We start from the raw sequence: 20,997 nt of genomic DNA, 5'->3' as shown, positions 1-20,997 counted from the left end.
CCGTGCCACCACCCGGGGCGCGGCCGTACGGCGGCGCCCGGGGCGGGCTTCACAGCTGTTCACGGGTGAGTGCGGCTGAAGTCGGTGTAACTCGTTCGTGTGATGGTTGGCCTGTGGCCTTGAGATGCTGTGGGCCGGCCGGGTTGGCGTGTTCGCGCGATCCGGGATGCCGGGTCCGGTGCCAGGTGTACGGGGCCCCGCTGCACCGGAGTGACGGTTCGGGTCTCCCCGTCGCCTCTGGCCGAACCGTGCGGCGCGGTCGTGGAGGGAACCGGCCTCCCGGGAACGGAACCAGGACACGCACGATGCGTGTCGCCGCCCCGGGGCCGAGTACGCCGGGGACCAGTGCGCCCAGGACCGTTCGAGGCGTGCGACTGATCGGGGTTCTCCCGCTCAGTCAGCAGGAACGGTCGCTCACTTGGGCAGCTGCCCCATGAAGATGGACGGGTGCAGGCCGTCCGCCTTGGGGCGGAACGACTTGGTGAGCTTGTCGGCGAGGTCCCCGAGGTCCCACGGGCCGTCGGAGGTGACGGTCTCCACGACCTCGGGGTTGTTCCACAGCTTGACCTCGTAGCCGGCGGCGCCGAGGGTGCGGCCGGAGAGCCAGTCCGACTCGGTGCCGGCGAGATAGGTGACCAGCGGCGCGATGTTGTCCGGCGACATGTCCTGCTCGCGCCCGGGGTCGTCGGCGATCTTCTTGTCGTCCGGGACGGTGGCGGTGAGGCGGGTGGCTGCACCAGGGGCGATGGCATTCGCCGTCACGCCGTACCGCGCCAGGGCGTTGGCGAGAGAGGCGGTCAGGCCGATGATGCCCATCTTCGCCGCGGCGTAGTTCGGCTGGCCCGGGGAGCCCTGAAGGGCCGAGTCCGAGGTGAAGTTGATGATGCGGTAGTGGCCGCCCGGGTTGCGCTGCTCGCGCCAGTGGGCGACGGCGGGCTTGATGGTGGCGAAGTGGCCTCGCAGATGGACCCGGATGACCGCGTCCCAGTCCTCCTCCGGCAGGTTGAAGATCATCCTGTCCCGGAGGATGCCCGCTACGTTGACCACGACGTCGAGCCGGCCGTAGTGCTCCAGGGCCAGTTCGACCAGGCGCCGGCCGGTCGCGGTGTCGGCGACGTCACCACCGTCGGAGACGGCCCGGCCGCCGAGGTCGTTGATCTCCTTGGCGATGTCCTGCGCCGGCCCGGCGTCACCGCCGGTGCCGTCCGGGCCGGAGCCCAGGTCGTTGAGGACCAGCAGCGCGCCCTGCTGGGCGAACATGCGGCTGATGGAGGCACCGATACCCCGGCCCGCGCCGGTGACGATGGCTACTCGGCCGTCGAGAGTTCCCATGAAGTGCCCTTCCGGATAGTCGGTGAACAGGAGGTCGGGGAGCCGCGGCGCGGCGGTCAGAGGATGACCGCCGTACCCTTGTCGATCACCGGTGTCCCGGTCTCGTCGGTCGTCCGGAACCGCACGTCGGTGCCGTCGACCCAGATCGACACCGTGATCGTCTGCCCGGGGAGAACAGGTTTGGTGAACCGGCCGGACATGGCCCGAAAGCGCTTGGGGTCCGAGTCGGCGGTCGCATGCAGCAGCGCCCGGCCGGTGAAGCCGTAGGTGCACATCCCGTGCAGGATCGGCCGCGGGAAGCCCCCCCGGCCGCTGAACGACGGGTCGGTGTGCAGCGGGTTGCGGTCGCCGGTCAGACGGTAGAGCAGCGCCTGGTCGGGCCGGATTGCGTAGGTGACGACGTGGTCGGGGGCGCCGGTGGGCTGCTCCCACGGCTCGCCGCCGCCCCGCTCGCCACCGAAGCCGCCGTACCCGCGGAAGAAGAGCGAGGTTCGGATCCTGGCGAGCGGCTCACCCGTGGTGGCGCGGGCCACCGACTCGGTGGTGACCAGCGCGCCAGAGCCCTTGTCGTGGACCCCGACGATCTCGCCGGTCGACTCGACCTCGCCCTCGACCGGGATGGTGCCCAGTAGTTCGAAGGACTGCTCAGCGTGGAGCATCCGGGTGAGGTCGAAATCCTGCGGCAGGGCCACACCGCCTGCCATCGCCACATTGCAGAAGGTCGGCAGCACCTGCTGCGGCGTGCCCTCGGTGTTCTCGGTGGTGAAGGCCAGCTCGGCCAGCGGGTCCTGCTGGCCCGCGCCGACGGCGAGCGCGTAGAGCAGCGCGTCGGTGGAAGTCCAGGACCTGGTGAGCGGCAGACTCCTGCGGCCTACCAGGGTTGCGTCGATCGGCATGGGTCCTCGTCCTCGTTCCTCAGGAAACGGTCAACGGACCTCGCCAGGGGATGCTCCTCAGCCCCGGCTGGTTGCCAAGTAGAACAGGTTCCGCCACCACCAACAAGACTCCGTGACCCTTGACAAGGGCGCAATCCCCTCCAACCCTGATAGCAAGTGAGCACCAATCAGAACACGTTGTCTTTAAGTCTTCGGAAGCCGGCGCTGTGACTCTCGCCTGCCTCCGAGTCGTCGAAGGATCCTGGATGGCCGTGTGGTGAAGCGTTTCGGGGCGTTGCCTGCTGAGGTGCGGACCTGCACCCTGGTCTCGTTCGTGGTCATGCTCGGTTTTGGCGTGATCGGGCCGCCCCTGCCCCTGTTCGCGACCGAGTCCGGGGCGGGCAACGCCGCCGTGGGGGCGGCAATCAGCGCCTTCGCGGTGGTCCGGTGCGCCACCGCTGGCGTCAACAGCCGCTTCACGCAACGGTTCGGCCAGCGCCGGGTCATCGAGTGGAGCCTGTGGATGCAGGGCACGGCCGTGATCGCGGCCCGCCTGGCCCCCGACTTCACCCTGCTCGTCGCCCTGCGCGCGATCGGCGGAACGGGCCGCTCGGCCTTCGCCATCGCCGCATGGCACCGGTGCTGCGGATGGCGACGCCCCACGCGCGCGGCAACGCCGTGAGCACCTATCAGACCTGCGCGATGCTGAGCGCCATCGGGGGCCCGGGGGTCGGCGGTGGACCGGCCGTCCTCAACCACGCTTCCCACTCTTCTTCTACGGGACGGCCCTCTTCGTCGCCGCGGGGATCTCACAGGTGCTGCTCAACCCGCGACGCCGGTCCGCACCGCCGCCGGTCGTCCCGGGTGAGCAGCCGAACGGCGTGCCGCTCCCGGTCCCGGCGGCTGCACTGCACGACCGGCCAGCAACGGCGGACGGGGAGCCGCTCCCCCGCGGGGTGTATCTCCGCGCCCTGGCCACGACCCTCGTGGCCAGGGCTTGGGCTGGGTGTTCTACGGAATGCGCCACTCGGTCATCCCGATGTTCGCCACCGACCGACTGAGCGGCACCGGCACCTTCGTCGGCCTGGTGATGCTCAGCACCGCGGTCACCCAGGTGCACTTCACGCCACTCTTCGGCCGCTGGGGGACACCCGGGGCAGGCGTCCCGCGATGGTCGCGGCCGGCCTGTCCGGGGTGGTCGCCGTGGGACTGCTCTGCCTGCCCTCCGGCCAGCCCCTCTTCGTCGCCTCCGTGGCCCTGATCGAACCGGCCGACGGCGGGATCTCGGTGATGCGGACCGCCGTTCTGGGCGACCTGAAGGGCCGCAACACCACCAGGAACGTTGCCTGGTTCAACATGTCGTCCGATGTCGGCGCCATCATCGGCCCGCTGGCGGCGGGCACCGTCGTTGACGCCCTCGACTTCCGGGCCGCCTTCCTCCTGACCACCCTGATCCTGTCGGTCGGCGTGGTCAGCTCGCCGGCGAGGCGGGAGACGCTCGCCACCCTGCCCGAAGGACGGGGCCGCCAGACCCCCGCCGCCCTCCTCGACCCGCGCCCCACTCTGTCGAATCCGCCGAATCCGCCGAAAGGAAACGCCATGCCCGGTCCGGCCCCCGTGCCCACCCCGGAGACACTCCCCTTCTGGGAGGGCGCCGCCCGGCAGGAGCTGCGCATCCAGCGCTGCACCTCCTGCGCGGAGCACTACTTCTACCCGCGCCCGTTCTGCCCCCGCTGCGGCTCGGCGGAGGTGGAGTGGACCACCGTCAGCGGTGACGCACGGCTGCTGTCGTACGTCATCAACCACCGGCCGCTGCCGCCCTTCGACCCAGCCACACCGGTCGTCGTGGCGCTGGTGGAACTGGCCGAGGGACCGCACCTGATGACCAACATCGTCGACGTGGCACCCGAACCCGAGAACCTGGAGCTGGACATGAAGCTGAAGGTCCGTTTCCTCGAACGTGAGGGCTTCACCCTCCCCGTGTTCGCGCCGGCCGGGGCGGTGGCGTGATGACCTCGATGCACCGGGGCGGTATCGCCATCGTCGGCGCCGCGGAGACCACCGAGATCGGCGTCCGCCCGGACGTGCCCGTCCTCGGCCTGCACGCCGAGGCAGCCCGGAACGCCCTCGCGGACGCGGGGTTGACCGCCAAGGACATCGACGGGGTGGCAACCGCCGGACCACTGACCATGGAGGTCTCCCACCACCTCGGCATCCAGCCGCGCTGGATGGACGGCACGATGGTCGGCGGCTGCAGCTTCATGCTGCACGTCCGGCACGCCGCGGCGGCCATCGCGGCCGGCGCCGCCGACACCGTGCTGATCACCCACGGCGAGTCCGGCCGCTCGCGGGTCGGCGTCGCCCCCTGGACACCCAACCCGGCCTCCGCGACGGGGCAGTTCGAAACCGTCTACGGGGCCCAGACGCCCTACTCCACCTTCACCCTCCCCGCCCTTCGCTTCCTGCACGAGCGCGGGATGACCCGGGAGCACCTGGCCCATGTGGTGGTGGCCCAACGGACCTGGGCGCTGAACAACCCGCGGGCCTTCCGGCGCCGGCCGACCTCCGTGGCGGAGGTCCTGGAGGGACCGCCGATCGCCTACCCCTTCACCCGGGACATGTGCTGCGTGGTGACCGACGGCGGCGGCGCCCTGGTGCTCACCTCCGCCGAGCGGGCCAGGGACCTCCCCAGCGGCGACCGCGCGGTCCACCTGCTCGGCTCCGGTGAGTCGGCGGAGGCGCCCATGGTGTCCCAGATGGCCGATCCCGGATCGTTCCTCGCCTTCCGCAGGGCCGGCGAGGAGGCCTTCCGGACGGCCGGTATCAGCCATTCCGACGTGGACCACCTGATGGCCTACGACGCCTTCGCCCACGTACCGCTGTACATGCTGGAGGACCTCGGTTTCGTCGACCGCGGCGAGTCGGGCGACTTCGTCGCGGAGGGGAACACCCTCAAGGGCGGTTCCCTGCCGATGAACACCAACGGCGGCGGTCTGTCGTACACCCACACCGGTATGTACGGCATGTTCGCCATTCAGGAGGCCGTGCGGCAGCTCCGCGGCGAGGCCGTGGAGCAGCTCCCGAACGTCGACATCAGCTTCGTGCAGGGAATCGGAATGTTCTTCGCCGCCGCCGGCAGCCTGGTGCTCTCGCGCCACCGCGGCTGAGTCGGCGGAAATACACCGGGGGCGCCCTGCTGGGGCGCCCCCGACATTTCCGGGGCGCGCACGAGAACGTGTACTCTTTACTCCCGGTATTCAGCCGTCGATCATAACCAACGGGGATTTCCGATCCGTGGCACGCCCTGTCGATGACGGGTGGCAGCCACCCGGGCAAACCCCTGTCGTGTCCTTGGTCCAGCGAGATGAGGGGGATGCCCACATGGCCCGTGTCAGCAAGAACGGCCGGACGCCGGAGGCCCGGGCGTTCCGCGCCGAGCGCGTCCTGGACGCCGGTATGGCACTGGCCACCAGAGGCGGGTATGACGCGGTCCAGATGCGCGAGGTCGCCCGGATTGCGGGGGTCGCTCTCTCAACTCTGTACCGGTACTACCCCTCCAAGGACGCGCTGATCACCGCCGCCACCCGCGCCCAACTGCGGCAGCTGCGCGAGGACATCGGCCGGCGCCCCCCGCGGCAGCGGAGCCCCGAGGGTCGGGCCGCGGAGGTGCTGCACCGGGCCTTCCTGGCAATGCAGTACAACCGTGGCTGGGCCCATGCCGCGCTCAGCTCGTTCCAGACCCCAAGGCCCCTCGAAAAGCAGTCTGCTGACGCTGCGTCAGAGATCGAGGAGGTTGACAAGAACGCCTTCGCGGACATCATGGCGCTGGCGGCCTGGGGTCCGGCGCACCGCACCACGGCCGCGGAGTACCGGGCGCTGCACATGCTGGTGTCGCTGTGGAACAGCAGCGTCATCGACTGGCTCAACGGCTGGCTGACCCCGGAGACCGTCGAGGAGCGGCTGAAGTTCGCCGCCAAGCGGCTGCTCCCTGCCTGAGCGGGCCGGCCCGGACAGGCAGGGAACAGTCACCAGCAGGGAGCAGCCGCTCAAAGGACTGCGGGGCGGTCAGCGCCCGCCCTGGCCGTCGTCGGCCTTGATCACCGTGCCGGTGACGAACTCGGAGTCCGGCGAGACCAGATAGAGCAGTGTGCTGTCGAGCTGCCGCGGGTCGCCCATCCGGGCCCGCGGGAAGGAGCCGGTCGGGTCGGCGCCGGTGCGCGCCATCATGCCGTCCATCATCTCGGAGGCGAAGGCCCCGGGTGCGATGGCGTTGACGTTGATGTGGAACCCGGCCCACTCCACGGCAAGCACCTCGGTCATCCGTACCACGGCGGCCTTGGTCACCGAGTACAGCGCCGCTCCCCCGCCCCGGTACTCGTAGGCGCCCATGGAGGAGATGTTCACCACCCGGCCGCCGGTCCGGGCGCTGATCAGCCGGCGTGCGAAGTCGCAGCTGAGCAGCCAGGGAGCACGCAGATTGGTCCCCAGCACCCGGTCGACCAGCTCGACGGGCATCCGGGTGGCGTACTGGGCGTCGGGGATCCCGGCGTTGTTGACCAGGATGGTGGCGGTGCCGAACCGCTCCTCGGCCGCGTCCAGCACACCGAGCAGCTGTCCGTCGTCGGTGAGGTCCGCGCCCAGCGGCAGGCAGGAGCCGCCGGCCGCCGCGATCCGGTCCGCGAGTTCCTTGAGCCGGTCGGTACGCCGGGCCACCGCCACCACATCGGCCCCGTGCTCGGCCAGGGCGACGGCGAACCGCCGCCCCAGGCCCGAGGAGCATCCGGTGACCACTGCGGTGCGGCCCGTGAGGTCGACGGTCCGGTCGGGCACGGCTCTCACCTTCCGTTTCTCCGGACGCCGAGGCTCCGGTCGGGTGTTCAGTCCAGCACCTGCTCCACCGCGCCCGCGGCGACCAGCTGGTCGACCTCGGCCGGGGTGAACCGCAGCAGCTTGGTGAGGACCACCTCGTTGTCCTCGCCGAGCAGCGGGGCGGCCTTGGTGACGTGGCACGGGGTGAGCGACAGCTCCGCCTGGGCGCCCTCGTAAGGCATCTCCCCCATGACGGTGTGGGTCTGCCGCTGGAAGTACCCCAGATGCGCGATCTGCGGATCGGCCTGGAGCCCCCAGGCGTCATGGACCGGCCCCGCTGGGACCCGCGGCTGGAGCGCGCCCACCACCTCGGCGGTGGTGCGGGTGCGGGTCCAGGCGGCCAGGGCCTCCTCCAGCCGGTCCTCCTGCGCCTTGCGTCCGGCCAGCGTGTCCAGGCGGGGGTCGGCCGTCCAGTCGGCGCCGCCCAGCGCCTCGCGCAGCGCCGCCCACTGGGCGTCGTCGGTCACCGCTATAGCGACCCACTGCTCGCGGCCGTCCTCGGGCCGGCAGGGGAAGACGCCGTGCGGCGCGGCCGCCGGACTGCGGTTGCCGTCGCGCCTTGCGATGTGCCCGGTGAGCTGGTGGTCCACCAGCTCGGGGGCCAGGAACATCAGGCCGGTCTCCAGCTGCGACAGGTCGATGTACTGCCCCTCGCCGGTGCGGTCCCGGTGCTCCAGGGCGGCGAGCGCGGCGGTAGCGGCGAACCGCTGGCCGATGAAGTCGGTGTACGCGCCGTACGGCGAACCCGGGGCGCGGTCGGGCCAGCCGGTGAGCTCGCAGAAGCCGCCCATGGCGGCCAGCACCGTACCGAACCCGGCGAAATGCCGGCGCGGACCGGTCTGCCCGTTCATGGACGTCGAGATCATGATCAGCGAGGGGTTGAGCTCGCGCAGCCTGCGGTAGCCGAAGCCGAGCCGCTCCATCACCCCGGGGCTGAAGGACTCGACGACCACGTCGGCCCAGGCGGCCAGTCGGGTGGCGACCCGCCGGCCGCCCTCGGTGGACAGGTTCACCCCGAGGCCCAGCTTGGAGGCGTTGTAGTCGGCGAAGAACTGCGAGCGGTTGATACCGGGCACGCCGTCCTTGAACGGCGGCGCCATCCGCAGCACGTCCACCGACCGGGTGCTCTCGGTGCGCACCACGGTGGCGCCGTACTGGGCCAGGTAACGCGTCGCCAGCGGGCCGACGCCCACCCAGGACGCGTCCCAGACCTTGACGGACTCCAGCGGTCCCGCCATCAGATCACCCCCTCGTCCCGGTGGCGGCGCAGGTCGCGGGCGGACAGGCCGACCTCGTCCCGCCACACCGTCTCGTTGTCCGCCCCGGCCGCGGCGACCCGGGCGCCGCCGGTCAGAGGGCTGCCGGACAGCCGGGCCCAGGTGCCGGGCACCCGCACCGTCCCGACGTCGTCCAGCTCGGCGGTCCGGAAGTAGCCGCGGTCGGCCAGCTGCTCGTCGGCCAGCAGGTCGGCCACCGTGTTCACCGGCGCGACCATCAGCCGGCGCGCCAGCGCCTTGCGGGTCAGCACGGCCTTGGTCTCGGTGCCGAAGTACGCCGCCAGGGCGTCGGACAGCAGCACCGGAAAGGCCGGGTCGTCGGTGGCGAGGGTGGCCGACCGCAGCTGCTCGTCGGAGTAGGCCGCCAGCCGGGGAGTCAGACACCCCTCGTCGCGCAGCCAGCCGACATACCCCTGCGGGCCGGGGCCGAAGGGGACGGTCGCCAGGATGTGCCCGTCCCGGCAGGCGAACATCCCCCGCCACGGCTGGGTGGCGGTCGGCTCGCCGAAGGAGGACCGATCAACGGCCGAGCCGTCGGTATAGGGTCCGGGCACCGCGTTCATCAGGGTCCGGACCGCGGCCAGCTGGGCCGAGACGGTCACCTGCTGCCCCTGCCCGGTCCGCCGGGCGTGCCGGACCGCCACCAGGGTGTGCACCACCGCCTCGGCCGCCGCGTGCAGGAAGTACTGGTCGGAGCTGGTACGGACCGGCGGCCGGTCCGGGTCGCCGCTGATCCATACCGCGCCGCCCATCGCAGCGAGGACCAGGTCGGCGGCGGCGTGACCGGCCCAGGGGCCGGTGCCGCCGAACGGGGTAACGCAGGTCAGCACGGTCCGGGGATTGACGGCGGCCAGGGCCTCGTGGCCGAGGCCCCACCGCTGCAGGGTTCCCGGGTCGAACGACTCCACGACGACGTCCGCGGTGGCCGCCAGCCGCAGGAACAGCTCCCGGCCGCGCGGCCGGGTGAGGTCCAGGGTCACCGAACGCTTGCCGCGGTTGAAGGCCGGCCAGGTGGGGTTGGGCCGTCCCGGGGGCGCGCCCGCTCGCCGGTCCTGCCGCTGGGGGTGTCCCCCGGGGGGTTCCACCAGAGTGACGACGGCTCCGAGGTCGGCCAGGATCCGGCCGCTGAGCCAGGCCCGCTCGGTGGTCAGGTCGAGCACCCGCAGCCCCGGCACCGGGCCGACCCGGGTTTCCCCTCCGGTCCCGGCTCCGGTCTCGGCTTCGGTCCCGGGTCGGCGGGTCCCGGCCTGGTCGGCGGTCATCGGGCCGCGCCCGGCTGCGCCGCCCGGTCCTGCTGCTCCTCGGCGTTCAGCGCGTCCAGGGCCTGGGCGGCCACCGCCGCGGCGGCTTCGGAGTACTCCGCGGCCAGCCGGTCCACCAGGGCGGCGACGGTCGGCACGTCGCGTACGCCGGAGACGGAGTGCCCGGCGCTCCAGATGTCCCGCCACCGCTGGGGGGCGCCGCCCTCGCGGCCCTCCAGCGCCGCCATGGCGAAACGTTTCGGGCCGAGGCCGAACTCCGCCGGGTCCAGCCCCTGTGCCAGCAGCGACCCGCGCAGCAGATTGGTCTCCAGACCCGAGAGGGCGTTGGTCAGATGGATGTCGTCGAGTTCGCTCTCGACGATGAGCTCCCGGTATCGCTCCGCGGCGTTGGCCTCCCGGGTGGCGATGAACCGGGTGCCCATGTAGCCGAGGTCGCAGCCCAGGGCCTGTGCTGCCAGCAGGGACCGGCCGTCTGCCTGCCCGCCGGAGAGGGCGACGATCCCGTCGAACCGCTGCCGTACGGCCCGTACGAAGGCGAACGGGTTGGCACTGCCGGTCTGGCCGCCCGCTCCCGCGGTGAGCAGGATGAGCCCGTCCGCCCCGGCGTCGATGGCCCGCTGCGCATGGCGCAGGCTGGCCACGTCGCACCAGACCTGGATACCGGCCTCCCGCAGGGCCGGGGCGACGACGCCGGGGGACCCGACGGAGGTGATCACCGCGGCGGGGCCGTGCCGGAGGATGACCTCCAGGTCCGACTCCAGTCTTGGGTTGGACCGGTGCACGATGAGGTTGGGGATGCAGGGCGCGGCTCCCGGCGTTCCGGCGCACTCGCGTTCGATGCGGTCCAGCCAGGCGTCGAGTTCGCCGTCGGCCCGGCAGTTGACGGTCGGGAAGCTGCCGAAGACCCCGGCCCGGCAGGCAGCGATCACCAGTTCGGGGCCGGAGACGATCAGCATCGGAGCGGCGACGAGCGGCAGCCGCGCGCGGCGGAGGATCGCGCGGGTGTCCGTCTCCCTGGTGGCCTGTGGCACGTCAGCGGTCATGGTTCACCCCGTGACTGGGTTGCGAAGTGTGCACGGCTGAAGGAATGGGTGGCCGGGCCGCCGGCAGGGCGCCCGCCACGTAGAGGTCTCACAGATAGGTCCCGCGCGGGTCGGCCGCGCCATGGTCAGCGGCCGACCCGCGCGGAGGTCTCAGACGCCGAGCTTGTCGGCCAGCCGGTCCAGCTGGTAGTCGGCGTCGCCGGCCAGGACGTTGCTCGCGATCGCGTTCTTGTAGAAGAAGTGCGCGTCGTGCTCCCAGGTGAAGCCGATGCCGCCGTGGAGCAGCATGGTGTTCTTGGCCGAGGTGAGGTACCCGGGCGAGGTGAGGGCCCGGGCCGCCGCGGCCGACACCCCGAGCTTGGCCGGCTCCTCGTCGGCTGCCCGCGCCGCCTCCCGCAGCGCCGCGTCGGAGAGCGCCCACAGGTTGTACATGTCGGCCAGCTTGTGCTTGACGCCCTGGTAGGCGCCGATCGGCTGGCCGAAGGCGTACCGGATCCTGGCGTACTCGTTGGTCATGGTGAGGCAGGCCAGCATGGCCCCGGACTGCTCGGCGGCGATCGCCAGGTTGGCGAGGTCGGCCACATGGTCCAGGGCGGCGGCTGCGTCACCGGCGACCAGCCGCGCCGGGGTGCTGTCGAAGGTCACGGTCGCCGAGCTGCGGGTGGGGTCGACGACCTCGTCCCGGGTGATCGTCAGACCGGCGGCCGAGCGCTGGACCAGGTAGATCCGGGTGCCCTGCGGGCCGCGGGCCTGGACCAGCAGGACATCGGCCTCGGCGCCGTTGAGCACCGCCGCCTTCATCCCGGACAGGGTGATCCTGCCGTCCGGGTGGGCCGCGGAGGTGACCGGCTGCGCCGGGATCCACCGGCGGTCCCCCGGTTCGCTGACGGCGAGCGTGGCGACCAGGCCGCCCTCGGCGATCTGCGGCAACAGCTCCTGCCGGACCGTCTCGTCGTCGAGGGCCAGCAGGGTGCCGGCCGCCAGCAGGCAGGCCAGCAGCGGTGAGGGGACCAGCCCCGCGCCCAGCTCGCGCAGCGCCGCCGAGAGGTCGGCCTGGGTGGCGCCGGCGCCGCCGTACTCCTCCGGGATGGTCAGCCCGGCGAGGCCCAGCTCGCCGGCCAGCTGGGCCCAGACCTCCGGGTCGTAGGCCTGGTCGCTGCCGATGACCTCGCGGACCTTCGGCAGGGGCGTGCGCTGTGCGACGAAGCGCCGGACCGTTTGGGCGAGGCTCTTCTGGTCGTCCGTGAAGATGAGGGACATCTGAGCTCCTGAGGTCGAAGGGGGCCGGTCAGCGCGACAGTTTCAGCTGGTTGAAGGGTGTGTTCCGGTCGACCCCGGGGTCCTTCGCCAGCCCGAGCACCCGTTCGCCGATGATGTTGCGCTGGATCTCGTTGGTCCCGCCGGCCGTGGCTCCGCCGGGAGCGGCCACGATGGCCGTGATCACCCGTTCGACGTCCGCGCCGCCGAGGGCGATGTCGCTGCCGATGATGTCCTGGGCGAGATCGGCCGCCCACAGGGCCAGCTCAGCGCCCGCGAGCTTGGCCGCGGACCCGCGGGCGCCGATCTCGGCACCGGCGGTGGTCTCCTCGTGCAGCACCCGCCCGTACGCGGTGAGCGAGGACTCGCGGGCGTACAGCATCGCCAGCCGGCGCCGGACGGCGGTGTCGGTCTCCAGCTCGCGGGCACGAGCCAGCTCGAGGAGCGAGTCGAATCCCAGCGGGTTGGAGCGGGCGCGGGTCCCGGTGCCGATGGTGACCCGCTCGTTGCGCAGCATCACCACCGCTGCGCCCCAGCCCTGGTTCACCTCGCCGACGACGGCATCGGTCGGCACCTCGACGTTGTCGAAGAACACCTCGTTGAACGGCGCCTGACCGGTGGCCACCACCAGCGGCCGTACGGTCACCCCGGGGTGGTGCATGTCGACGATGAACATGGTGATGCCCTGGTGCTTGGGCACGGTCGGGTCGGTGCGGGCGATGATGGTTCCGAAGTCGCTCCACTGGGCGCCGGAGGTCCACACCTTCTGACCGTTGATCACCCAGCCGTTCCCCGTCCGCCTGGCCGTGGTCTGCAGGCTGGCGACGTCCGAGCCGCCGCTCGGCTCGGAGAAGAGCTGGCACCAGATCTCGTCACCGCGCAGCAGCGGGGGCAGGTACCGCTTCTTCTGGGCCTCGGTGCCGAGTTCGAGGATGGTCGGGCCGGGCATGCCGAGGCCGATGACGAAGGGGCCGACCGGCAGGTCGAAGTCGGCCGCCTCCTGGTTGAAGGCGATCAGCTCCTCAGGTCCGAGTCCCTGCCCGCCGTACTCCCTGGGCCAGGTGATACCGGCGAAACCCGCCTCCCACAACGCCTTCTGAAACCGCTTCGACTCCTCCAGCGGGACGGAGCTCCCCTCCAGGTCGTACTCGGCGGCCTCGTCGAAGGGCTTGGCGTTCTTCTCCAGCCAGGCCAGTGCCCGGGCCCGGAACTCTTCGATCGACGACATGCGCGTGGGTTCCCTTCGTCAGGCGGGGGCTGCGGCTCGGCATGCCCTCCGGGGTCGGCTCGTGAGCTCACGAGCTCTGTGACTCGGTGACTCGGTGGTGCGGCGGCTCGGTGGCTCGGCAGCTCAGCGGCTGGTCGGCTCGGCGGAGAAGGAGGGGGCCGGCACCCCCCACTCCCGGAACACCTCCCGGATGTGCTGGCCGGTGCGCGGAGGCGGCCCGCCGATCCCGGCCGGGGTCCGGGAGAACCGGGGGGCGGGGGCCGGCTGCCGTACCCCGAACGCCTGCACATAGGTGCCGCGCTGCGCGATGTGCGGCTCGGCCGCGGCCTCGTCCAGCTCCCACACCGGGGCGAAGCAGGCGTCCCGGCCGGCGAACGCCTCGGCCCACTCGGCCCTGGTCCGGGTCGCGAAGATGTCGCCGAAGAGCTGCTTGAGCTCGGGCCAGCAGTCGCGGTCCTGCCGGCCGTGCACCGCGAGTTCGTGGTCGCCGAGGCCCAGGACGTCCAGCAGTTCGGCGTAGAACTGGTCCTCGATGGCACCGACGCTCACCCAGCCGCCGTCCGCCGTCCGGTACACGTTGTAGAAAGGTGCGCCGGTATCCAGGATGTTGGTTCCCCTGGGGCCCCACATGCCCGCGGCACGCATCTGGTGGGTCATGGCGGTGAGCAACGCGGAGCCGTCCACCATGGCGGCGTCGACCACCTGCCCCTGGCCGGTGGACCGCGCGTGCAGCACCCCGGCGAGCACCCCCACGGCGAGGAACATCGCCCCGCCGCCGAAGTCGCCCAGAAGGTTCACCGGTGGCACCGGCGGCCCGCCGGCGTTGCCGCACAGGCTGAGCGCCCCGCTCAGCGCGATGTAGTTGATGTCGTGACCGGCGCGGGCCGCGTACGGACCCTCCTGGCCCCAGCCGGTCATCCGCCCGTACACCAGGCGGGGGTTGGCAGCCAGGCAGTCCTCGGGGCCCAGGCCCAGCCGTTCGGTGACGCCCGGGCGGAACGGGTCGATCAGCACCTCCGCTGCACGTACCAGGCCGAGCACCGCCTCGCGGCCCTCGGCCGACTTCAGGTCCAGCGCGACCGAGCGCTGCCCCCGGGCCAGGACGTCCGACCCGGTGGCCCGGGCGTCCTGCGGACCGGGGCGCTCGACCCGCACCACATCGGCGCCGAGGTCGGCCAGGATCATGCCGCAGAACGGCCCCGGACCGATACCCAGCAGTTCGACGACCCGGACTCCTGCGAGTGGCCCCATGCGTCTCCTCCGTCCCACTCCGAAACATTCGGGCGCGAGCACTCCCCGGCATCCGTTCATCCGAGGGACCGGCGTCGTGGCAATCATGGGAACACGTTCTGTTTAGCGAAAGGCTCGTCGTTCGGCAGGCGCCTTGTCAAGTGTCGAAGCAGGCTCCAAACCCGGGTTACTGCGGAGTTTATTGACAACCCGTGAAGGCGTGGTCACCCTACCGACTACGGAAACGGGTTCTCGTTGTGCCCGACACCCCCGGTGAGACGTGAGACACCACTGTCCCAAGGAGTGAGCACACATGAACCTTGTCCAAGACCACCCTGCCGCCCCCGGAGGGCCGGGCGCCGCCGACGGTGGTGAAGGTGTCCTCCGGCTGGCCGGCGTCACGGTCCGGTTCGGCGGCATCACCGCGGTCGACCAGGTCGCCCTGGACGTCCCCAGCGGTCAGGTCGTCGGCCTGATCGGCCCCAACGGCGCCGGCAAGACCACCCTGCTGGACGCGGTCTCGGGGCTGCGCACCCCCTCCCGGGGGAGGATCCTGCTCGACGGCGCGGACGTCACCGCCCGGTCGGCCTCCTGGCTCTCCCGCCACGGCGTCCGCCGCACCTTCCAGCGGCACCAGGCCTTCGGCTGGCTGACGGTGCGCCAGAACGTGCTGGTGCCGCTGGAGTGGCGCACGCGCGGACGGGGGCTCCTCGGCGATGTACTGGGCCTGCCGCACCGCCGACGGGAGACCGGGGCCCTGCTCGAGCGGGTAGACGAGGTCATCGAGCTGTGCGGGTTGTCGGAAGTCCGTGACGTGAACGCCGCGACCCTGCCGATCGGCCAACTGCGGCTGCTGGAGTTCGCCAGGGCCATCGTGGACTCCCCCCGGCTGCTGCTTCTCGACGAACCCACCTCGGGGCTGGGCCGGCGGGAGACCGAGCTGCTCAGCGAGGTCCTCCTCGGGCTGGTGCAGCGCCATGAACTGACCGTGATCCTCGTGGAGCACGACATCGACTTTGTGATGGGCCTGGTCGACCGTGTCGTCTGCCTCGTCCAGGGGGCGGTGCTGGCCGACGGCACGCCCGCCGAGATCCGCAGAAACCCCGAGGTCATCGCGGCATACCTCGGCAGCTGAGCTGCCATCCCTCCGCACTGCCGTTCCCAGGCTTCGGTCCTTGAGGAGTCACTGTGCAGTTCTTCAGCATCGCGATCAGCGGGGCGGTGTCGGGCGCCATCTACGCCCTGCTCGCGATCGGCCTCGTCCTGTCCCACTCGACCTCCCGCATCTTCAACTTCGGCCATGCGGCGACCGCCTTCGCCTCGGCCTACCTCTACCACCAGCTGCACGTCGCCCTGGGCTGGAACAAGTGGCTGGCACTCGCCTTCGTCGTCGTGGTCCTCGCCCCGCTGCTGGGCTGGGTCTGGGACCGGCTGGTCTTCACCCGGCTGACGAACGCTGAGGAGTCGACGAAGATCGTCGCCGGTGTCGGCGTCCTCATCGTCGTACCGGCCTTCACCCTGCTGCTCTGCTCGGTGCTGCGCGGCCTCTTCGACATCCCCTTCCAGGATGTGGCGGAGGTGTACCAGGTGCCCGGCGTGCTGCCCGCCAAGCAGCATGTGCTGACCGAGGGCCTGGTGCTGAGCAACGACCAGCTGGCCGCCCTGGTCGCCAGCATCCTGCTCTTCGTCGCCATGTGGGCCTTCCTGCGCTTCACCACCCTGGGCCTGCACATGCGGACCGCGGTGGACAGCCCGGTGCTGGCCCGGCTGCGCGGCATCAACACCGGGCGGGTCTCGACCCTCTCCTGGGTGATCAGCTTCTTCCTGGCCGCTGTCGCAGGTGTCTTCGCCGCGCCCTTCCCCGGCCCCTTCGGCCTGGTCAACGACAACTACACACTGGCCCTCTTCGTCGCCACCACGGCCGCGGTCGTGGCCGGCCTGCGCAACATCCCGCTGGCCTTTCTCGCCGGGCTGCTGATCGGCGCGGTCCGCAACGTGGTGGTGGCATACGTCAACGGGGACTACCTGGGTGACTTCGGCGCCTGGGCGGCCAAGGTCTACGGCCTGACCGCCTCCGTTCCGTACGCGGTGCTCTTCATCGCACTGATTCTGCTCGGCCACGACCGCAAACGGCGCAAGGCCGGAACCACCGCCACAGCGGCGAAACCCACGCCGGACTACCGCGACGACCTCGGCCCGTTCAAGAAGGCGCTGCCGTGGATCATCAAGGCGGCGGTGGTGCTGGTCCCCGGTATGACCTTCGCCAACGGCATCTGGCGCCAGCTGTTCATCTACGGGTTCGCGCTGGGCGTCATCCTGCTGTCCTTCACCATCGTCACCGGGCTCGGCGGCATGGTGAGCCTGGCACAGGGCGCCTTCGCCACCGCCTCCGGCCTCACCGTCGGCCTGCTGCTCTCCCACGGCTGGAACTATTTGCCGGCCGCCGTGGTCGGCGTCCTGGTCGTCGCCGTGCTCGGCGCCCTGACCTCGCTACCCGCGCTACGGCTGTCCGGGCTCAACCTCACCTTCGCCACCCTGGCACTGGCGCTGCTCGCCACCAATGTGCTGTTCAAGATGGAGTGGCTCTCCAACGGGACCAGCGGCTGGTCGATCCCCCGGCCGAAGTTCGGGCCGCTCGACCTCGGCAGCGACCGGGTGCTCCTGGTCGTCGGCTTCCTGATGGTCCTGGTGCTGGCCTGGCTGACCCACAACCTCACCAACTCCGCGGCCGGGCGGGCGATGATCGCTGTGCGCACGGCCGAGCCGGCCGCGTCGGCGTCGGCGGTCTCGCCGCCGGTGACCAAGCTGGTCATCTTCGTCATCTCCGCCGCCGTCGCGGGGCTGGGCGGCATCCTGGCGGTCACCGTCTACGGCACCATCCTCAACACCGCCAACCCGCCGCAGGCCACTTTCCTCTGGCTGGCGATCATCGTGATCGTCGGGGTGCGTCACCCCGGGGGTGCCATCGAGGCCGGCATGATCAGCGCCATCCTGCCCTGGGTCGTGACCCACGGCTTCCACCTGGGACCGGTCAACTGGCACGGCACCAGCAACGACCTCATCCCCCAGGTGCTGTTCGGGCTCGGTGCCATCCAGCTCGCGGCCCAGCCGAACGGCTTCCTCGCGGCGCAGTCCAAGGCCGCCCGGCAGCGACGCGACCGCCGACGGGCCAAGCTCGCCGCGGCCGCCGTCGAGCCCGCCGCAGCCGTCGTTGAACCCGTCCCGCCCACCGCGGCGGTGACCCCGCTGAGCACTCCCGAGCTGGCGCCCGCCGCCGCGGCGCGGGAGGAGACCGGTCCCGGGCTGCTGGAGCTGCACGGGGTGCACGCGGCCTACGGTGAGGTCGAGGTCCTCCACGGCATCGACCTGACCGTGCAGGAGGGAACCATCCTGGCGCTGCTCGGCGCCAACGGGTCCGGCAAAACCACGCTGTGCTCTACCATCGCCGGTCTGGTGCCGGCGACCGGCGGCCGCATCGTCTTCGACGGTGAGGAGATCACCGCCCTGGGCGCGCTGGAACGCGTCGAACGGGGCCTGGTGCTGGTACCCGAGTCCCGGGGCGTCTTCCCCTCGATCACCGTCGACGAGAACCTCAGCATCTGGCTGCCGTCCAAGGCCGACCGGGCCAAGGTCTACGAGCAGTTCGAGTCGCTGGCCCAGCGGGTCGGCCAGCCGGCGGGCAACCTCTCCGGCGGCGAGCAGCAGATGCTCAGCCTGGCCCCCTTCCTGGTACGCCGTCCACGGCTGCTGATCAGCGACGAGCCGTCGCTCGGACTCGCCCAGCTGGTCACCGTGGAGATCATGGCCGCCTTCCGACGCCTCCAGGAGCAGGGCACCACCGTGGTGCTGGTCGAGGAGAAGGCCCGGGACGTCCTGACCGTCGCCGACCAGGTCGGCGCCCTCCAGACTGGCCACCTCCGCTGGGTGAACAACCGGACGGACGTCGACGAGCAGCGCGTCGCCGCTGCCTACCTCGGCATGTCCGCCGTCGTGCACTGACCCCCGGCCACCCCCATGGGGAAAACCGACCCGAAAGGCAGCAGCATGTCCACTCCTCCCACCCGCCGGTTTCGGCCGGTCACCGCTTTGGTGGCAGTGGCCGCCGCCCTCTCCCTCGCGGCCTGCGGCAACTCCTCGTCGGGAACCACCTCCGGCAAGGCGACCGCCACTGAACCGCTGACCGCTCAGCAGGCCGGCGCCGAGATCAACAAGATCCTCGGCGACCTGCCGGAGCTCACCGGCGAGACGGTGCGCGGCATCAACGGCAAGGTCATCACCATCGGCGGCACCGGAACCAACACCAAGGCAGGCCAGCACACCTTGCCCGGTCTCGACGTCGGCGCCAAGGCCCGCTTCGCCCGGGCCAACCGCGAGGGCGGAGTCAACGGCTACACCTTCAACTACGTGGGTTTCCAGGACGACAACGGCCAGCCGGGTGCCTCGCAGCAGGCCACCCAGGACCTCGTGGAGTCCAAGAACGCCTTCGCCCTGGTCCCGTACGTCCCGGCCTCCGGCGTCAACGGCGACTACATCGTCAAGCACAAGGTCCCGGCGTTCGGCTGGCTGGGGCAGGACTTCTGCGCCTGGGACAAGAACCCGTGGATGTTCAGCACCACCGGCCAGGGCTCGTGCCCGTCGGTACTGCCCGGCAAGGCGGTCGGCACCTCGTCCGCACTCGAGCAGTACCTCAAGGCCACCGGCAAGGACGTCTCGTCCGTCAAGTTCGGCATCTTCTCCTCCTCCGACCCCTACGGCAAGGCGGGTGCCATCGGGGCCAAGGCCACCGCCGAGAACCTCGGTATGGACGTCGTCTACGCGGTGGCCGACCTGCCCAGCGCCACCGAGCCGCCCCTGACCGACTACACCCCGATCGCCTCCCGCATCATGGCCTCGGGCGCCAACGTGGTCAGCGCCTCCGTCACCGCGCCGGCTCTGCTGGGCGTGTACGGCGCACTGAAGTCCCTGGGCTGGACCGGGGACATGATCTATGGGCAGGCCGCACAGGCACTGCTCGACAACCCCAGTACCGCGCGGATCGTGGACGGCATGATCGGCACCACCAACGCGGGCGCCCTGGCGTTCGGTACGGACAGCTTCGCCCAGGTCACCGAGGACCTCAAGGCCATCGGCTCGAACGCCCCGGCGGACGGCATCGGCACAGTCACCACCTACTGGGCGGCCGACCTCTTCCTCCAGGCCTTCGCCAAAATCCAGGGCAAACCCACCACGGAGAAGCTGGCCAACGTCCTCAACGGCGGCACCTTCACCTATCAGGCCATTCCCGGGGTCACCTGCTCCCAGTCCTGGCCCGTCGGCCGGGTCCTCGGCAGCGCCTGCGCCGGCGTGGTCAAGTACGACGCCGCCAGCAAGCAGCTCAAGCCGCTGGCCCGGCTGGCGAACACCGGCGGCTACTTCATCGTCGACGCCAAAAAATAGCCCCCAAGCGGCGCAGGGGTGGCCGTCCCGTATTGAGGCCGGCGGCAGGGCGTGCCCGTCCCGCCGGCGCAGACATCCGTCCGCGTCCCAGTAGTAGTGGTGGACCCAGACCTGGCGAAGGATCTTCACCTGCGGCAGCCGCCGCAGGTGGAGCGCCGTGCAGGCGGCCCAGGCAGCGGCGAGGATCTTCTGGCCGTCCCTACCGATCTCCTCAGCCCGGGCGGTCACGGCCGCTTTCCCGCCCGGTAGTTTGCCGATCTCCACCCGGCGCCCGTACCGCTTGCCCCACTCCGGCTCGATCAGCGGAGCCAGCCAGGCGGGGGCGGCCTCGGCCAACTCCTCCAAGGCTGCTGCAGCGTCTCTCCGACCAGCTCCAGACGGCTGAGGGTCCGCACCGCGGCCAGCACATGGGTGGCATCGGTACGCTGCCGGCCCCCGGCCTTGAGCAGCCCGGCCTCCACCAGGCGCTCCAGCATCAACTGCAGCAGCCGGTTGGTACTTCCAGTCGATCCTGGTGCGGACCGCGTCCGCCGCCGCGCGGTCGGACAGGTTCCCCGCGAACTGCAGCACCGACACCAGCGCGAGCTTTCCTGGCGACAGTCCCGACCTGCCGTCGTCTGGATATAGGTCGGCGAACTCCTCGTCCTCGAACGGACATCCAGTCGGTCCCGGATGAGCATCACCGGCGTGCCCTTCGGGCACGCCGCCCGCGCTGTCCTCAACGTCTTCACCGGAATCCGCTGAAAATTCCTCGGCCGTAACGACACCCAACCCACACCCCAGGTCGGCGTCGCGGTGCCACGGGTCGCCAGCGGTGATGAAGACCTGCTCGATGGTGTCGTGAACGTGAGCGAACACTCGGCGCTGGCGCTTCCCAGGGCCCGCAGCAGACCGATCTTCCGTGTCGTACGTGTCCCTGATCAGCATGGGCACACTGTGGCGCAACAATTCGGCCGGGGCACCCGGATATCCGCCGGGGCGCCGCCTCAGCGCGTCACGTTCTCCGTCGCCGTGAGCAGCGACAGTTCCTCGCTGGTCGGCAGACCCTCCCAGTCGCCGGGGACGGTGCAGGCGAAGCCCCCGGTCATGACGGCCGTGCGCAGGCGTTCCTCCAGGGGCTTTCCGGAGAGGAGTTCGGCGAGGTAGCCCGCGACGAACGCGTCGCCCGCACCCACCGTGTCGACGGCG

17 protein-coding genes and 1 pseudogene are annotated in these 20,997 nt (G+C 71.1%); 7 read left to right on the top strand and 11 right to left on the bottom strand.

What is annotated here, in order from left to right; translation table 11 throughout:
- Window positions 1–414 precede the first annotated feature (414 nt).
- On the bottom strand, window positions 415–1,332 hold the full coding sequence (locus BZY54_RS02090; protein WP_086722609.1) for an SDR family NAD(P)-dependent oxidoreductase: 918 nt from the start codon (window positions 1,330–1,332) through the stop codon (window positions 415–417).
- A gap of 56 nt (window positions 1,333–1,388) precedes the next feature.
- Window positions 1,389–2,228 (bottom strand): MaoC family dehydratase, encoded by an 840-nt coding sequence (locus BZY54_RS02085; RefSeq protein WP_086722608.1) that lies wholly within the window; start codon window positions 2,226–2,228, stop codon window positions 1,389–1,391.
- A gap of 286 nt (window positions 2,229–2,514) precedes the next feature.
- Here BZY54_RS02085 and BZY54_RS02080 point away from each other — a divergent pair, with 286 nt between their 5' ends.
- The 4 genes from BZY54_RS02080 (at window position 2,515) to BZY54_RS02065 (ending at window position 6,203) form a co-directional block, all read left to right on the top strand.
- Entirely contained in the window at window positions 2,515–2,889 is a 375-nt protein-coding gene (locus BZY54_RS02080) for an MFS transporter (protein ID WP_143667978.1), read from the top strand.
- On the top strand, window positions 2,838–4,217 hold the full coding sequence (locus BZY54_RS54625; RefSeq protein WP_086722606.1) for an MFS transporter: 1,380 nt from the start codon (window positions 2,838–2,840) through the stop codon (window positions 4,215–4,217). The genes BZY54_RS02080 and BZY54_RS54625 overlap by 52 nt, the downstream gene beginning before the upstream one ends.
- Window positions 4,217–5,374 (top strand): thiolase C-terminal domain-containing protein, encoded by a 1,158-nt coding sequence (locus BZY54_RS02070; protein ID WP_086722605.1) that lies wholly within the window; start codon window positions 4,217–4,219, stop codon window positions 5,372–5,374. Before BZY54_RS54625 ends, BZY54_RS02070 begins: the two co-directional genes overlap by 1 nt.
- A 214-nt stretch (window positions 5,375–5,588) precedes the next feature.
- Window positions 5,589–6,203, top strand: a complete 615-nt coding sequence (locus BZY54_RS02065; RefSeq protein ID WP_086722604.1) for a TetR family transcriptional regulator — start codon at window positions 5,589–5,591, stop codon at window positions 6,201–6,203.
- A 69-nt stretch (window positions 6,204–6,272) separates the two neighbouring features.
- On the opposite strand, the gene BZY54_RS02060 is transcribed toward BZY54_RS02065, so the two are convergent.
- The 7 genes from BZY54_RS02060 to BZY54_RS02030 all read right to left on the bottom strand — a co-directional run bounded on the left by BZY54_RS02060 (window position 6,273) and on the right by BZY54_RS02030 (window position 14,394).
- Window positions 6,273–7,037: an SDR family NAD(P)-dependent oxidoreductase gene (locus tag BZY54_RS02060; RefSeq protein ID WP_208640519.1), complete on the bottom strand. Its 765-nt coding sequence runs from the start codon at window positions 7,035–7,037 to the stop codon at window positions 6,273–6,275.
- A 47-nt stretch (window positions 7,038–7,084) separates the two neighbouring features.
- Window positions 7,085–8,314 carry a CaiB/BaiF CoA transferase family protein gene (locus BZY54_RS02055; RefSeq protein WP_086722602.1) on the bottom strand — a complete coding sequence of 410 codons (1,230 nt, stop codon included), beginning with the start codon at window positions 8,312–8,314 and terminating at the stop codon, window positions 7,085–7,087.
- A complete protein-coding gene (locus BZY54_RS02050; protein WP_086722601.1) occupies window positions 8,314–9,615 on the bottom strand; it encodes a CaiB/BaiF CoA transferase family protein in 1,302 nt (433 codons plus the stop codon). The genes BZY54_RS02055 and BZY54_RS02050 overlap by 1 nt, the downstream gene beginning before the upstream one ends.
- Window positions 9,612–10,658 carry an NAD(P)H-dependent flavin oxidoreductase gene (locus BZY54_RS02045; protein WP_086722600.1) on the bottom strand — a complete coding sequence of 349 codons (1,047 nt, stop codon included), beginning with the start codon at window positions 10,656–10,658 and terminating at the stop codon, window positions 9,612–9,614. Before BZY54_RS02045 ends, BZY54_RS02050 begins: the two co-directional genes overlap by 4 nt.
- A gap of 150 nt (window positions 10,659–10,808) precedes the next feature.
- Entirely contained in the window at window positions 10,809–11,918 is a 1,110-nt protein-coding gene (locus BZY54_RS02040; RefSeq protein WP_086722599.1) for an acyl-CoA dehydrogenase family protein, read from the bottom strand.
- A gap of 28 nt (window positions 11,919–11,946) precedes the next feature.
- Window positions 11,947–13,143, bottom strand: a complete 1,197-nt coding sequence (locus BZY54_RS02035; RefSeq protein WP_086722598.1) for an acyl-CoA dehydrogenase family protein — start codon at window positions 13,141–13,143, stop codon at window positions 11,947–11,949.
- A 123-nt stretch (window positions 13,144–13,266) separates the two neighbouring features.
- The gene (locus BZY54_RS02030; RefSeq protein WP_086722597.1) at window positions 13,267–14,394 is read right to left on the bottom strand and encodes a CaiB/BaiF CoA transferase family protein; all 1,128 of its coding nucleotides are present in this window, start codon (window positions 14,392–14,394) and stop codon (window positions 13,267–13,269) included.
- Between the two features lie 292 nt (window positions 14,395–14,686).
- Between BZY54_RS02030 and BZY54_RS02025 the strand changes: the two genes are divergently transcribed.
- From BZY54_RS02025 to BZY54_RS02015, 3 genes are read left to right on the top strand one after another with little or no spacing between them, the layout of a single operon-like run.
- Window positions 14,687–15,508, top strand: a complete 822-nt coding sequence (locus tag BZY54_RS02025) for an ABC transporter ATP-binding protein (RefSeq protein WP_086722596.1) — start codon at window positions 14,687–14,689, stop codon at window positions 15,506–15,508.
- A gap of 53 nt (window positions 15,509–15,561) precedes the next feature.
- Window positions 15,562–18,372, top strand: coding sequence for an ABC transporter permease subunit (locus BZY54_RS02020; protein WP_086722595.1), 2,811 nt, complete (start codon window positions 15,562–15,564; stop codon window positions 18,370–18,372).
- A gap of 45 nt (window positions 18,373–18,417) precedes the next feature.
- Window positions 18,418–19,809, top strand: a complete 1,392-nt coding sequence (locus BZY54_RS02015) for an ABC transporter substrate-binding protein (RefSeq protein ID WP_158103795.1) — start codon at window positions 18,418–18,420, stop codon at window positions 19,807–19,809.
- A 504-nt stretch (window positions 19,810–20,313) separates the two neighbouring features.
- Here BZY54_RS02015 and BZY54_RS55800 read toward each other — a convergent pair.
- A pseudogene (locus tag BZY54_RS55800) lies at window positions 20,314–20,736 on the bottom strand (transposase); the annotation flags it as partial.
- A gap of 59 nt (window positions 20,737–20,795) precedes the next feature.
- The coding region (locus BZY54_RS02005) for a carbohydrate kinase family protein (protein WP_244216910.1) at window positions 20,796–20,997 on the bottom strand (202 nt) is incomplete at its 5' end.

It is taken from the genome of Streptomyces carpinensis (genome assembly GCF_002154505.1).
GTDB lineage: Bacteria > Actinomycetota > Actinomycetes > Streptomycetales > Streptomycetaceae > Streptomyces > Streptomyces carpinensis.
Note: the sequence above shows the minus strand (reverse complement) of the source record. Positions and strands in the feature narration are given on the sequence as shown.